The sequence below is a fragment of the Stenotrophomonas bentonitica genome (assembly GCF_002887735.1).
Taxonomy (GTDB): domain Bacteria; phylum Pseudomonadota; class Gammaproteobacteria; order Xanthomonadales; family Xanthomonadaceae; genus Stenotrophomonas; species Stenotrophomonas bentonitica_A.
The window spans coordinates 371939-385103 of the sequence record NZ_PKQP01000004.1; the positions used below are offsets into that span (position 1 = coordinate 371939).

Here is a 13165-nt window from a genome sequence, read left to right on the forward strand (position 1 = left end):
CGGACCCCTGGATCAACGCTTGGCGGAGAAGGTGGCGAGCCAGGCGATCAACGACACGCCGGCCAAGGCGCTCATCGGCACCAGATACAACGGCGCCAGGAACCGCCCGGCGTTGACGAAGGCCAGCACGGTCACCGTGGCGACCGCCATCAGACCGATGAACAGGAACCAGCCCGACGCATTGGCACGACTCGGCGCGACGCGCTCCTTGACCCGCCAGTTGGCATACGCGTTCTTCACCACGAAGAACACCACGGCCAGCACCAGCAGCACCACACCACCAATCAGCGCATCGCGGCTGCTGGTCTGCTCGCCGACCTGGATGTCCCAGTCGCCGGTGAAGGTCGCAGTCGGCTGCTGCGTTCCCGCGGTCGTCGCCGGTGCGGTCTGTTCGGACGGCGTGGCGGTGGCCGGCTGGTCGGTCACTGGCGCTGGGAGGGAACTCTTCTGGCTCATGCTCTGTCCTTGGCGGTGAATCGTTTAGTTGATGCGGATGGATGTATCAGGTTGGGCCCAGCTCACGCGAGGCTTGAACGCGCCGCGACGGACCGTGGCAACATGCGTGCCGTTGGCATCGCGCACCTCGGTAGTGGTAAACGGTTTGAGCCGCAGGTGCTGGGGTTGATCGTCGATCCAGACCGTTGCTTTGCGCGCGCCGGTCACCAGCACGAGAAACAGCAACGCCCCGATCAGGGCGAGCAGGCCGCCGCCATAGACCACCACGGCAGGCCACACCGGGTACTGCACCCGAAGCAGCAGCGGGACCCGTGTGACCGAGGCATTGGCCGTGACCGGAGGAAGGAAGACCTCCGGCAGCGCATCCCCCGGGAAGAGGTCGGCCATGTGCGCGCGGAACTGCGGCGATACTTCCAGCTGCTGGTTATCCAGGTGGATATCGATCGCCCCGCGCCGTTCATAGCCGCTGCGTAGCAACACCTCACGCGACCACTGCGACGGCAGGGGGGGCAGCGACAGGCGCAGGGTCAGCGGATCACTCTGTTTGCCTGGATCCAGCGCCTGCAGCGAGTGCGTGGACATCTCGCCCTGCAGGCCGATGGCTGGCGGCGTCACCAATGACGTGTCAGCGCTGACGATACGGTAGGGATTGAACAGATTCTCGAACCGGCCCTGCACCTGTGCAGTGCGCACCTGCGTGCTGGCGTCGAACGACAGCACGAGGGTGTGGCCGTCGGGGGCGAGGCCAGCGGCGATGCCCGGCGAATCTTTCACACCCGTCGGGCTGAAGCGCACGGCCGCTTCGTTCAGTGGCTTCAGGCGCACATGTCCCTCGGGAAGCAGTGCGGTCAGGGCTGGTTGCGCGAGTATCGCGTCCAGCGCGGCCGAGGCCGGTTCGCCGTAGGCCAACGCGTACAGCATCAAACCGTTGGCGCGGTAATGCTTGCCCTGTACCGGCATCTTCAGCGGAAACGCAGCGATCCGGCTGATGACATCCTCACCATGCAGCAGCTCGTAGAACTCGCGATTGCGAGCCACGACCTCGGTACTGTTGTTGGGGCTGTTCTTGTTGTTGGTGACGATCCAGATGATGCCCGGGCGGCCTTCCAGGCCCACCTCGATCGCACCGAGCAGCGCTTCCTTGAAGTCGGTGTCGGCCAGTGCGCCGCTACCTTTGTGCGCCATCTGCAGGCGCGTCATCGCCTGGGCGAGCCCCGGGTGGTTGCCCGGTCCGCGATACACCCACTCCGGCGAGGGGTGGGTAGCATCGGACTGGTTGAACGCGCCCACCACGACCTCTCCGTGGCCAGCCGCATCCTGCGCCAGCTGCGTGACAAGCGGCTTGAAGGGCGACTCGGCATCGACGTAGAACGGCTCCATCCAGCCAGAGTTCTGCACCAGTACTGCCTGCCGCAGTTCGGTGGCTCCGACGCTCATGCCCATGCTGCTCGCCAGCAGCACCGCGACGCCCAGCAGGCGATTCAGGACGACGTCGTTCATTGCGGCAGGCTCCAACGCAGCAGGGTGCCGCGCGCGTCTACCCAGAGCCACAGTGCCTCATCGTGGACGAACCACTGCGCATTCCAGGGCGAGGGTGTGTCCATGGCATAGGTGTAGGCATGACCGCCGATCCGCTCCAGGCAGAACGTGGCATGCACGGTCGCCTGACTCTCGAAGAATGACAGCAGGCTGCGCTGCTGCGGCAGCGGCGCGTGGAGCGACAGCATCAACCCCGGTTCGACGACTTCCAGGAACGGATAGACCACATGGGTCACCGAATACAGGTCATGGTCGAACTCGTCCCACGGGCGCTCCAGGCGGACGTTGAACTGAAAGCTGGTTCGGCCGGTGCTGGTGGATCCGCGTGGCGCGGGGCGTTGCTCGGGCAGCACGGTGTCCAACCGGGTGAGCAGCCACTTTTTGTCCCGGGTGTCATACAGCAGCTGCCAGAAGCCTTCGCCGTCGCGATACGGTGGACCCAGAACCGGGGTGGCCTGATAGCCCTCGGGCCAGCTCTGCCACCGGGTGTAAACGTCCCCCTGGCCGTCCAGGCGCACGCTCAGCACGCCCTGCGTGCCGATCCAGAACAGGCTGCGGTGCGCTGGATCGCTGATCGGCGCAGCAAGCAGTTGCAGGGGCGCGTCAAGCGTCAGCACCAACTGCTGCCATGCCTCACCGGTGCGGCGGATCGCAAGGCACCATTGGCCCTCATGTTCCTGTGGCACGAAGGCGGCATCGTCCAGCAGGCCGGGTGCACCCAGGGACCGACCCACCGCGCGATCAATCTGATAGCTCAATGTCATTGCGTCGACGCTGACGCAATCGGCACCTGAATCAGTCGCCATGATCACCTCATGGCCATCGTCGTGCGGCAACGTCAGTGTAGCATTCGCCCATGTTTCAAGATGGCTGCGGCCGAGTGAGGCCCCGCGCGGTGTCAGCGGCACCCAATGGCGGTGACCGTGCTGCCAAAGCGACAGCTGGCCAGAGCGGCTCGCCGCGAACAATCCATTGCGATGGCCACCGGCGCGGCTGCTGAAAAAGAACAGGCCACTCGGCTGCGGTGACTTGATCACCTCGGCGGCGTCCTGCATGGACTGGCCACTTCGCTGCCATTGATCGAACAGCGCCTGAAGCGTCGAGGGGATCGGTTCCGCCGCGGAGGCGCTGCAGCTGCGCCCCCCATCATCCCCGCCAAACGGTGTTCGCCACTGCTCAACCGGGCGCCGCTCAAGCGGCTGGCCGGTAAAGGGAGAAAACCGGAAGCTGCCCGGGAGATAACCCCCCTCGGGCACGCGATACGCGCCAGACAGATAGTCCAGATCGCTCAGTGATGTTGGAGGCACGGCAGCGTCGATGGCGACCAGAGAAAATCCGGTTCCATTCTGCACCCACGACTCATTATCCAGGTGCCAACGGACACCTCGCTCTGCTCCGGCGGCCACGCCGTCCCCCTGTATCCTTTCGCGGGCAAGGATATCCTAAAGTCAACGGCATGGAACAAACGCATGCGAATGGTGCCTGTAGGGAAACTCCTGACGTGACGCATTTGGCTCCAAGCCGCATTATCGCCCGCGCATGAAGGAATATGCCTGCAGAAAGGCAGCTGTCGCAGGGCATCACGCATTGGACGCATCAGGGGATACGCAGTGAAGAAAATTCTGTGGGGTGTACTGTTGGTCGTGCTTGCCGGCTGCCAGCAGGGTCGGGCGATCCGCCTCGACCTGATGGCGATGGAGTTCCGCTCCGAGTGTTTCGGTGCAGGCGCGACGACAAAGTGCGTTGCCATGCGCGTCAAGTACAACGTCGCTGCAACACAGTTGATGCTTGATCGGCTGGAAGACGAGTTCGCAAAGATTCCCGATCCGGACCCCCAGGCCTATGCTGCTGCCAGGCAGGCACTTCAGCGGGTGATCGATCGCAACGAACAGGATCGTCCCGGGTGGTGGCGGCGTATCCTGATGAACAACATCGAGGTGACCTACGGTCTGGCGGCGGGTCAGTTCCTGGTGACGCCCAACGAGCTTTCGGAACTTGCGGCCGTGGCTGCCGAGAACGAAAAGCGACGGCGCAAAGTGGCTGCGACCGATAGCCTTCCCGTGGAAGCAGCCGCGCCAGAGGTGAGCGACGTCACCCTCCACACCGATGCGGCGGCGACCACAGAGGGGTTTGACCTGGACTCGGAATCCGCCGATCCCCTTGATGCGCCAGCCGGGCCGGAAGCCATTGAGCGAATCGCAGTGCAGGCAGCGCCTGCAGATGAAACCGGCTATGCCGGCATGATGGCGCGCATGGCGCGCGAGGCTGAGCAAGCGACGGCCCGACCGAGTTTCGACTGCGCCCGGGCGAGCCATCCTGCCGAACACCTGCTATGCAGTGACGCCAGCCTGGCAGCCATGGACGTTCGCATGGCTCGAGCGTATGCCGATGCACCTGCATGTGGGACGGACCGCGCTGCATTGCGCGCCGATCAGCGGCAGTGGCTGCAACATCAGCGCAACCAGTGCAGCGACGCCTCCTGTCTGGAAGACGCCTATCAGGCCCGGATCGCACAACTGGAGCAGTACTGCACGGGTTGAGCACGGCGCAGCCTTGACGATTGCGGGCGTATCGTCCTGCTAGTCTGGACGCCGACTTCTGGAGGCATTCCATGCGCGGTCTCGACTTCACCTCCTGGCAGGCCATGCTCTCCACCCTGGCTGGGCTGGCGATCATCACCCTGATCGGTGTCGGCATACGGCTGCTGGTCATGCAGACCATGCAGCAGCGCCGCGAGCGCGAGAACCGGCAGATCAACGAACGACTGCGCACGCTGATCGCGGCTTACAAGGTCCTGGGTGGTTCGTTCACCGGCACGCTCGATGTCGATCCTCGCCATCGCCGGGATTTCCGCGCGCTGCCCGACGGCAGCGAAGCCGGCGATGCGCTGCACCTGCCGGCGGAGGCCGAGAACGGTGGCGAGCGTGCGCGGCGGATCCGTGATGCGGTGGAAGCGGCCCTGTCGGACATCGTCCTGCTGGGCACCGACGAGCAGGTGCGCCTGGCCGCCCACGCCGCCAACGAGATGGCCCAGGGTCGCCTTGTTCCCACGGCCGAGCTGGTGGTGTCGCTGCGCGACTTCATTCGTCAGGCGCTGGATCTGGATCCGATCCCGGCCTCGGTCACCATTCCGCGCCAGGGTCCCGCAAGGCCCTCGGCCGGTGCGAAGGGCAAGGGCGATGCGGGTGACAAGGGCGGTGGAAAAGGGGGCGGAGGCGGAGGGATGGGCGGTGGAGGCGGGGGTGGCATGGGAGCAATGGGCGGTGCTGGCATGGGGGGCGGAGCGGAGGATGCCGCCGATACCCATCGCTGAGCGAGGCGCGTCACCTCACGGCGAGGCGGCCGCCCCGATCCGGTAGGGCGGCGGCGTCGCGCCCATCAGATGCGTGACGAAGTAATCCCACATCCGGCGCATGTAGTAATCGTCGTTGCGGAAGAGTTCGTGGTCCTGGTTGGGCAGGTAGAGCAGGTCGTAGTCCTTGTTGGCCAGCGTGAGGGCGCGCGCCAACTGCAGGGTCAGCGCCGGCATCGCGTTCTCATCCAGGTCGCCGTAGACCAGCATCAGCCGACCCTGCAGGCGATCGGCCAGTGCATCGTTGGCCAGCGGCTGGAACAGCGCTGGCACTGCATCCGGTGCTGGGCGCACGGCGGTGCCGTCTGCATAGACCGGCTGGCCGCCGACCAGGCGGTCCATGCCGTGGATCGCGCCGCCGTACATGCCCTGGAAGCTGTGGCTGCCGGCCGAAGCCACGCCGACTTTGTAGAAGGTCGGATGACGCAGCAGCGCACGCGCCGCACTGTAGCCGCCGAAGGAATGCCCATAGATGCCGACCCGCGTCAGGTCCATGCCCGGATAACGTACGGCAAGCGCGCCGATCGCCGCGACGTGATCGTCCAGCTGCAGATCGGCCGCGCTCAGGAAGCTGGCATCGTGGAAAGCCTTGGAACGTCCGGGTGTGCCACGCGCATCGATGCTCACCACCACGAAGCCGAGCTGGGCCAGGCTGGAGCGCGCGACGGGGTTCATCGTCGCGGTGGCGTCGACGAAGCCCACCGGGGTATTGGTGATGTGCGGTCCGCCGTACATGGCATCGATGACCGGATGCCGTCCGTCCTCGCGGTAACCAGGCGGCAGATAGACCGTGGCCTGCAGTTCGGTGCGTCCATCGGCGGCCAGGACACTCACCCGCTGCGGTGGCGTCCAGCCGGCGGCGCGCACGGCGCGGTCGTCGCCGCGCTCCAGTTCCAGCACAACCCGGCCATCGGCCGTTGAGCGCAGCACGCTGACTGGCGGCTGGTCCACCCGCGAGTAGCCATCGACCACGTACGCCGCCGAGGGCGACAACAGGTGGGAGGGACGCCCGCCCATGAGCACACCGGTTCCGCCATCGATCGCATGATCGGCCGCTTCAGGTGTGAGAAGGACCGGCGCCCCACCATCCAGCGACACGCGGTACAGGCGTCGTTGATACGGATCACCCGGCTCGCGCCCGCCCGCAGTGAACAGCACCTGGCGACGCACCTCATCGACGCCGACCACATCGCGCACCAGCCATGCGCCCTTGGTGAGCTGGCGGACCACACGTCCATCGCGTCGATCGACCAGGTACAGATGGCCCCACCCATCGCGCTGCGAGAACCAGACGATGCCGTCGTCGTGCTGCAGGACGTGCACCGCCGGCCGGTTGTAGGGATAGCTGTTGAGCTGCACGCGGGTATTGCTGCGCTCCTCCTGCACGGTGCGCACGCTGCCGGTACTGACATCCACCTCGACCAGACGCAGCCGTGCAGGGTGGTCATAGCGCGCGATCGCCGTATAGACCTTGCCGGCATCGGCCGACCAGCCCAGCACGCCGGCTTCGGTCAATGCATGCCAGCCCGCGGGAACGGGGATGCTGCGTGTGGCGCCATCCACCTCGCTGACGAACCACGCATCGCGGACCTGCTCGACGTCGCCCAGCAGGCCCAGCCGTACTTCGTGCACGACCGGGCGGAAGCCGGTGGCCGGCGCGGTGGCCAGGTAGGGATAGGGCAGGACGCGGCGTTCGTCGTAGCGCACGCCGAACAGGCGCTGGCTGTCCGGAGACCAGGTCACCGCGAACGGTGGTATCTGCATCCGGCCTTCCCGGCGCGGAATGCCGCGCAATGCAAAATCGGGCAGTACCCCATAGCCGTACGAAGGCTCACCATCAAGAGTGAGCGCCCGTCGTTCGCCGTCGGCGCCGCGCCGCAGCCACAGATTGTCCTGCTCGACCCGCACGCTGTGCCGACCGTCAGGCGCAGGCAGGTCGCGCGGATCGACGGCAGGCGATGACTGCACCTTGCACGGCATCGGCAGCGTGCATGCCGCCACCCGCTGTGTGTCCACGCGCAAGGTAATCCGTAGTCCATCGTCGCCGCTGGCGACGCGGTCCACCTGCTGCATGACGTTGCCCGGATCAGCGACCCCGGCAGCCTGCAGCGCCGTACGCATCACGTCGTCGTCAAACAGCGCCGCGCGCGTGGAGCCCACCGGATCGACCAGCACGTAGCCGATGCGGCCATCGTCCTCCTGGCGGGCATACCAGAAGCGGCCGTCCTGCAGCCAGCGCGGCGCGACGCTGGCATTGCGGACCTTGCCGCGCAGCTGCTGGTCGAGCACGCGCTCGGCGCGCTGGTACTGCACCAGGCCCGGCGCCTCGGCCCCGGCCGGTGGGCTGGTGATCGCGGTGACCGCCACGCCGAGAAAGAGCAGACAGTGAAACATCCCCGAACGTGGTGCGGCCATGCGTATCGCTCCCTGATGACGGTCGCCCGGCAGGCGGCATCGTCATCATGGCGCGCGCTCCTGCCAGCCTGGAGCACCGAGCATGCCGGTGCTCCAGCGCGCACTCAAGCGGCGCTGCGGCAGCGTGTGCGCCCCTCGGGGCCCCCGCTTACTGTGTCAGTTCCACCACCGGCACGAAGCCACCGTAGATCATCCGCTTGCCGTCGAAGGGCATCGGATTGTTCTCCGGGTTCATCCGCGGGTCCTCCATCATCTTCTGCATGCCGGCATCGCGGGTGGCTTTGTCCGGCCATTCGATCCACGAGAACAGCACGGCTTCATCGTCCTTGGCCGCCACCGCGCGATGGAAGTCGGTCTGCTTCCCATGCGGGACATCGTCGCCCCAGCACTCGACCACGCGCAGCGCGCCATGCTCGATGCAGATCGCATCGCCCATGTGCGCGTGTTCCAGGAATTTCGCTTTGTTCGCGGTCGGCACGGCAAGTACAAAACCATCGATGTAGGCCATGGCAGAGCTCCAGACGACGCGCCGGGATGGGCGTCTTCAAGACATACGACGAACCGGGGGACGGAATCTCGACACTGCTCCCGCTGGCCTTTGCGGCCAGTGAAGTTGTCCAGACGGGTCATGGCGTGAACAAATTCAGCATCCGATACGTCCTTTCGGGCTGCCTTTGGGACAAATGTCAGAAAAGTCTGAGTCATTGAGGGGAACATTCTGATAGTCCAGCTGACGCATTCAGCTCATGATGGCCTTGCCGGGCAGGACGCCCCACGGCGCCCTGCGGTCCAACGCCCACGGCACGGACCTCGGTGCATCCAGGAGGATGGACGCGTTAGCCGATAACTCCCCAAGAGCGGCTTCCCCAGCGCGTGACGCCCCGAAAGGGCACCGTCGTGACCAGAATCCTTTCCGGCCCCGTTCACCTGCGCGGCGCGCCTTCCCCTTTGCATGACGCCCCCGCGTGATCCCCGCGGCAACGGGCGCTCACGCCGTCCTCGCCTGGAAAAAGTCACGCGCGTATGCCAGACCGCGTCTGAACGCCGCCCCAAAATTCACTTTTGTGGACGCGGTCAACTTCAGGGCGGGTTGTGTCGAATAACGGAGAATTTACATTCCCGATGCAGTCCGGCCTCCATGCCGGGTGCAAGTAGTCCAAGACATAAAGGTGTACCCCCATGAAGACTTCGTTGATTGCTCTGGCCCTGGCCGCCGCCCTCCCGTTCACCGCTTCGGCGGCTGAAGGCCTGTCCTACAACTATGCTGAAGCCGACTACGTCAAGACCGACGCAGATGGCGGCAAGGCCGATGGTTGGGGCGTGAAGGGTTCCTATGCCTTCCACCCGAACTTCCACGCCTTCGGTGAGTACAACCAGCAGAAGACCGACATCGGCGACTTCAAGATCGACCAGTGGCGCGTGGGCGTTGGCTACAACCAGGAAATCGGCAACAGCACCGACTTCGTGGGCCGCGTCGCCTACAACAAGTTCGACCCGAAGGAAGGCCAGGACTTCAACGGCTACAGCGCTGAAGCCGGTATCCGTACCGCCTTTGGCCAGCATGCCGAAGTCTATGCCATGGCTGGCTACGAGGATTACAGCAAGAAGCACGGCGTCAATCCGGATGGCCAGTTCTACGGCCGCCTGGGTGGCCAGGTGAAGTTGAACCAGAACTGGGGCATCAACGGCGACATCAAGATGGATCGCCATGGTGACAAGGAATGGTCGGTCGGCCCGCGCTTCAGCTGGTAATCCCAGCGTGACCGCATCGCCACGCGCCTGACCGGCGTGGCAGGAAAGGCCCGGCATTGCCGGGCCTTTTTCGTGGGCGCGATCCAGGCACGGGGCCCGAGGGATAATGAAGCACCGCCATGGAGATGCCCGATGCCCCCGTCCTCTGATCTGCAGCACCCCCGCCTCGGCTGCGGCGCCGTCATCCAGCGCGCCGATGGCGCGCTCCTGCTGGTCCAGCGCGGGCGTCAGCCCGAACAGGGCCACTGGGGCCTGCCCGGCGGCAAGGTCGATTGGATGGAGAAGGTCGAAGATGCCGTGGTGCGCGAGGTGCAGGAGGAAACCGGGCTGCGCGTCGCAGTGACGCGTTTGCTGTGCGTGGTCGACCACTTCGAGCCGGCATTGGGGCAGCATTGGGTGGCCCCGGTGTATCTGGTGCGTGCGCTCGACGCGACCGTCGCATCGGTGAAAGAGCCCGAGGCGTTGCTCGGGCTGGGCTGGTTCATGACGGATGCGCTGCCGGCGCCGCTGACGCTTTCTGCGCGGAAGGCCCTGGAACACCTCTCGATCGCGAACTGAGCTGCACCGTGGCGGCGCTCAGCGCCGCGCCGCCGCCCCATCGCCGCGCGCCACGGCCTCCACTTCCGCCAGGCTGGTGACAGCGCAATCGCCCGGCGTGGACATCGCCAGCGCGCCATGCGCGGCGCCCAGGTCCACCGCTGCCTGCTCGCCCTTGCCGCCGAGCAGGGCGTGCACCACACCGGCCACGAAGGCGTCGCCACCGCCGACCCGGTCCAGCAGGTCTACTTCGCGTGCGGCGGAGACATACAGTTGCGACCGGGTGCGCAGCGCGCCGGCCCAGCCGTGGCGGGCGGCGTTGGCGGCGTCGCGCAGCGTGAACGCGACCGCCTGCAGCGCCGGGAACTGCGTCATCGCGCGCACGGCGGCTGCCTCGGCCGGACCGACATCCATCGGCGTGTGGCGGCGACCGAGATCGCTCAGGTCCATGCCCAGGCATGCGGCGAACGAATACTCATCGCCGATCAGCAGATCGCATTCGGCGGCGATGGCGCAGTTGGTGTGCCGCGCGGCCTCCGGGTCCGGATGGCTGTTCCAGAGGCTGGCGCGGTAGTTGAGATCGTAGGAGACCGCCACGCCGTGCCGGCGCGCAGCACGCACCGCCGCAATCGCCGTCGCCGCGCTGTGCTCGGACAGGGCGGCGAAGATCCCACCGGTATGCAGCCAGCGCACGCCGTGCTGGCCGAACAGCGCGTCCCAGTCGAAGACCTCCGGCTGCAGCTGTGAGGCCGCCGAGTACGCGCGGTCGGAGATGCCCAGCGGCGCACGCGCCCCGAAACCACGCTCGGTGAAGTTCAGGCCCATGCGGGTGTTGCGGCCGATGCCATCGTAGTCGCGCCAGAGGATCTGGCTGGCATCCACGCCACCGGCCTGGATCAGCTGCTGGGCGAGCAGGCCGAGCTCGTTGCGCGGCAGGGCGGTGAGCACCCCGGTGCGGTGTTCGAACGTGCTGCACAGGCCACGCGCCACGTTGTACTCGCCGCCGCCTTCCCACACGGTGAACTGGCGCGCGCTGCGGATCCTGCCCTCGCCGGGATCGAAGCGCAGCATCACTTCGCCCAGCGCCAGTGCGTCCCAGCGCTGGCCGTTGTCGGGTGCGACAACGAAGGTCTGGGCCGTCATCGTACCGGGCACCCGAGCAGGGCCAGATCGATGCCGTCGGCCATGCGCCGGTAACCTTCATCGTTGGGATGCAGGTGATCGCGGGTGATGTCCTCGGGCAGGTTCTCCGGGTTGGCCGGGTCGCGCAGGATCCGGTCGAAGTCGATCAGACCATCGAAGCCGCTGCGGCCACCGCGCATCCAGGCGTTGAGGGTGGTGCGGGTGGCGGCCGCGATCGGCTCGTAGCGGTCCGAACCACCGAACGGCGTGATCGTGGCGGCGATCGGGCGGATGCCGTTGCTGTGCAGGCGTTCGGCGATCTGCCGGTAGCCCAGCACCATGTCCTCGGCGTTGCGGCCGGGCACGGGTGGGGTGCCGCCGTCGTGGCGGATGTCGTTGATGCCTTCGAACAGGATCACGCGGTCCACGTTCGGCAGCGCGATCACATCGCGGTCCAGCCGCGCCAGCGCGCTGTGGCTGCGGCCATGGTCCATCACCTTGTTGCCGCTGATGCCGGCGTTGACCACCACCACCTGGTCCGGGCAGGCCTGCTGCAGGCGGGCGGACAGCAGTGCGGGCCAGTCGCCGTTGCTGCCGCGGGTGGCGGTGGCGCCTTCGGTGATGGAGTCGCCCAGGGCCACCACGACGATCGGCTTGCGGGTGCGTTCGGCCAGCACGGCCGAGACCACGTTCTGCCGGTAGGCGAGTTTGACCGCATCGCCGACCGTGGCAGCGCGGCCCTCGGCAATGCGCAGCGCGGTACGCCGGACGGCCGGGCGGGTGGCATCCGGGAAGTACACGGTGAGCGAGACGTCGGCCAGCGCCGGTGCGGTGATCGCGACCGGGTCGCTGAGCAGGGCGGCGCCGACCGGCACCACGACATCGCCACGTCCATTGAACGTGACCGGCCTGGCCGCGGTGGCGGTGCCGGTGAGGTGGGCCGAGGCACTGCCGATACGCAGCGGCGCCTGGCCGAGTTCATTGCTGATGCGGAAGCGCAGCGCCCTGGCCGAACTGGCCAGGCGCATGTCCTGGCGCACGGTCTGGTTCGCGAACTGCATCGGGGCCTCGGGGGTGCCATCAAGACGGTCCGGGGCCGGCGAGGCGGTCCAGGCCGGCACCCAGACCTGGGCCTGGGCGGGCAGCGCCGCAGCGCTGGTAGCGAGTGCAAGAGAGAATGCAGTGATCCAGCGCAGCATGGCGGCCCTCCCAGGCGGTCAGCGGGTCAATCAGGAGAAGTAGGTGCCGCCGTTGACGTCGACGTTGGCACCGGTGATGAAACCGGCGGCGTCGGAGGCCAGGTACACCGCGGTATCGGCGGCTTCCTGCGGACGGCCCTGGCGGCGCAGCGGCGTATTGCCGGCCACGGCAGTGCGTACTTCCGGCTTGGTGAATTCATCATGGAAGCGGGTGGCGATCATGCCGCAGCACAGCGCGTTGACGCGGATGCCGCGCGGGCCAAGCTCCTTGGCCATGGCACGGGTGAAGGTCATCACCGCGGCCTTGGCGGTGGCGTAGATCGCCGCGCCGGGGCCACCGCCATCGCGGCCGGCCTGCGAAGCGAAGTTCACGATCGCGCCGCCTTCGGGCATGTGCGGCACCACCGCATGCGTGGTCAGGTAGACCGAGCTCATGTTGAGGTCCATCACCTTGTGGAAGAAGGCCTCATCGATCTCGGCCAGCGGACGGCGCTGGACCATGCCACCGGCGACGTTCACCAGCACGTCGATCTGCGGACCGAACGCGGCCTGGGTCGCGGCGACCATCGCCGCCACCGCCTTGGCATCGGTGACATCGGCGCGATGCACGATCGCGGTGCCGCCGGCGGCTTCGACCTGCTTGAGGGTCTCCTGCGCGCTGGCTTCGTCGTTGGCGTAGTTGATGCACACCTTGGCACCGGCCGCGGCCAGCTTGAGCGAGATCTCGCGGCCGATGTCACGGCCGCCACCGGTGACGATCGCCACCTTGTCCTTGAATTGGGTCATGAAACAC

At 66.7% G+C, this 13165-nt stretch carries 12 protein-coding genes; 4 read left to right on the forward strand and 8 right to left on the reverse strand.

The window, feature by feature from the left end; all coding sequences use genetic code 11:
- Positions 1–12 precede the first annotated feature (12 nt).
- The 3 genes from C0R07_RS10755 to C0R07_RS10765 are packed head-to-tail and all read right to left on the reverse strand — an operon-like array spanning position 13 to position 3347.
- Positions 13–456 (reverse strand): hypothetical protein, encoded by a 444-nt coding sequence (locus tag C0R07_RS10755; protein ID WP_026070152.1) that lies wholly within the window; start codon positions 454–456, stop codon positions 13–15.
- Between the two features lie 24 nt (positions 457–480).
- On the reverse strand, positions 481–1956 hold the full coding sequence (locus tag C0R07_RS10760) for a hypothetical protein (protein WP_102788876.1): 1476 nt from the start codon (positions 1954–1956) through the stop codon (positions 481–483).
- Positions 1953–3347, reverse strand: a complete 1395-nt coding sequence (locus C0R07_RS10765; RefSeq protein WP_146027598.1) for a hypothetical protein — start codon at positions 3345–3347, stop codon at positions 1953–1955. The genes C0R07_RS10760 and C0R07_RS10765 overlap by 4 nt, the downstream gene beginning before the upstream one ends.
- 258 nt (positions 3348–3605) lie before the next feature.
- Between C0R07_RS10765 and C0R07_RS10770 the strand changes: the two genes are divergently transcribed.
- Together C0R07_RS10770 and C0R07_RS19910 are read left to right on the forward strand one after the other, a co-directional pair.
- Entirely contained in the window at positions 3606–4535 is a 930-nt protein-coding gene (locus C0R07_RS10770) for a lysozyme inhibitor LprI family protein (RefSeq protein ID WP_102788878.1), read from the forward strand.
- 71 nt (positions 4536–4606) lie between these two features.
- Positions 4607–5308: a hypothetical protein gene (locus tag C0R07_RS19910; protein ID WP_167390357.1), complete on the forward strand. Its 702-nt coding sequence runs from the start codon at positions 4607–4609 to the stop codon at positions 5306–5308.
- A gap of 15 nt (positions 5309–5323) precedes the next feature.
- Here the strand turns inward: C0R07_RS19910 and C0R07_RS10785 are convergent, their stop codons facing one another.
- Both C0R07_RS10785 and C0R07_RS10790 read right to left on the reverse strand, forming a co-directional pair.
- Positions 5324–7741 carry a S9 family peptidase gene (locus C0R07_RS10785; RefSeq protein ID WP_102788880.1) on the reverse strand — a complete coding sequence of 806 codons (2418 nt, stop codon included), beginning with the start codon at positions 7739–7741 and terminating at the stop codon, positions 5324–5326.
- A 169-nt stretch (positions 7742–7910) separates the two neighbouring features.
- A complete protein-coding gene (locus tag C0R07_RS10790; protein WP_019185562.1) occupies positions 7911–8270 on the reverse strand; it encodes a DUF1428 domain-containing protein in 360 nt (119 codons plus the stop codon).
- Between the two features lie 671 nt (positions 8271–8941).
- On the opposite strand from C0R07_RS10790, the gene C0R07_RS10795 reads away from it, so the two are divergent.
- Positions 8942–9514 (forward strand): Ax21 family protein, encoded by a 573-nt coding sequence (locus C0R07_RS10795; RefSeq protein ID WP_019185563.1) that lies wholly within the window; start codon positions 8942–8944, stop codon positions 9512–9514.
- A 132-nt stretch (positions 9515–9646) separates the two neighbouring features.
- The gene (locus C0R07_RS10800; protein WP_070474466.1) at positions 9647–10072 is read left to right on the forward strand and encodes an NUDIX domain-containing protein; all 426 of its coding nucleotides are present in this window, start codon (positions 9647–9649) and stop codon (positions 10070–10072) included.
- Between the two features lie 18 nt (positions 10073–10090).
- Here C0R07_RS10800 and C0R07_RS10805 read toward each other — a convergent pair whose 3' ends face one another.
- The 3 genes from C0R07_RS10805 to C0R07_RS10815 are packed head-to-tail and all read right to left on the reverse strand — an operon-like array spanning position 10091 to position 13158.
- Positions 10091–11194: a sugar kinase gene (locus tag C0R07_RS10805; RefSeq protein ID WP_102788881.1), complete on the reverse strand. Its 1104-nt coding sequence runs from the start codon at positions 11192–11194 to the stop codon at positions 10091–10093.
- Entirely contained in the window at positions 11191–12372 is a 1182-nt protein-coding gene (locus tag C0R07_RS10810) for a GDSL-type esterase/lipase family protein (protein ID WP_102788882.1), read from the reverse strand. The genes C0R07_RS10805 and C0R07_RS10810 overlap by 4 nt, the downstream gene beginning before the upstream one ends.
- 30 nt (positions 12373–12402) lie before the next feature.
- Complete coding sequence (locus C0R07_RS10815) at positions 12403–13158, reverse strand: SDR family NAD(P)-dependent oxidoreductase (protein WP_019185567.1); 756 nt, start codon at positions 13156–13158, stop codon at positions 12403–12405.
- Positions 13159–13165 lie beyond the last annotated feature (7 nt).

Bases quoted from the DNA above. Each gene is read 5' to 3' on its own strand.
- C0R07_RS10760 (WP_102788876.1), bottom strand. From the start codon at position 1,956: ATGAACGACGTCGTCCTGAATCGCCTGCTGGGCGTCGCGGTGCTGCTG.
- C0R07_RS19910 (WP_167390357.1), top strand. From the start codon at position 4,607: ATGCGCGGTCTCGACTTCACCTCCTGGCAGGCCATGCTCTCCACCCTG.
- C0R07_RS10800 (WP_070474466.1), top strand. From the start codon at position 9,647: ATGCCCCCGTCCTCTGATCTGCAGCACCCCCGCCTCGGCTGCGGCGCC.
- C0R07_RS10785 (WP_102788880.1), bottom strand. From the start codon at position 7,741: ATGTTTCACTGTCTGCTCTTTCTCGGCGTGGCGGTCACCGCGATCACC.
- C0R07_RS10805 (WP_102788881.1), bottom strand. From the start codon at position 11,194: ATGACGGCCCAGACCTTCGTTGTCGCACCCGACAACGGCCAGCGCTGG.
- C0R07_RS10810 (WP_102788882.1), bottom strand. From the start codon at position 12,372: ATGCTGCGCTGGATCACTGCATTCTCTCTTGCACTCGCTACCAGCGCT.
- C0R07_RS10755 (WP_026070152.1), bottom strand. From the start codon at position 456: ATGAGCCAGAAGAGTTCCCTCCCAGCGCCAGTGACCGACCAGCCGGCC.
- C0R07_RS10815 (WP_019185567.1), bottom strand. From the start codon at position 13,158: ATGACCCAATTCAAGGACAAGGTGGCGATCGTCACCGGTGGCGGCCGT.
- C0R07_RS10790 (WP_019185562.1), bottom strand. From the start codon at position 8,270: ATGGCCTACATCGATGGTTTTGTACTTGCCGTGCCGACCGCGAACAAA.
- C0R07_RS10795 (WP_019185563.1), top strand. From the start codon at position 8,942: ATGAAGACTTCGTTGATTGCTCTGGCCCTGGCCGCCGCCCTCCCGTTC.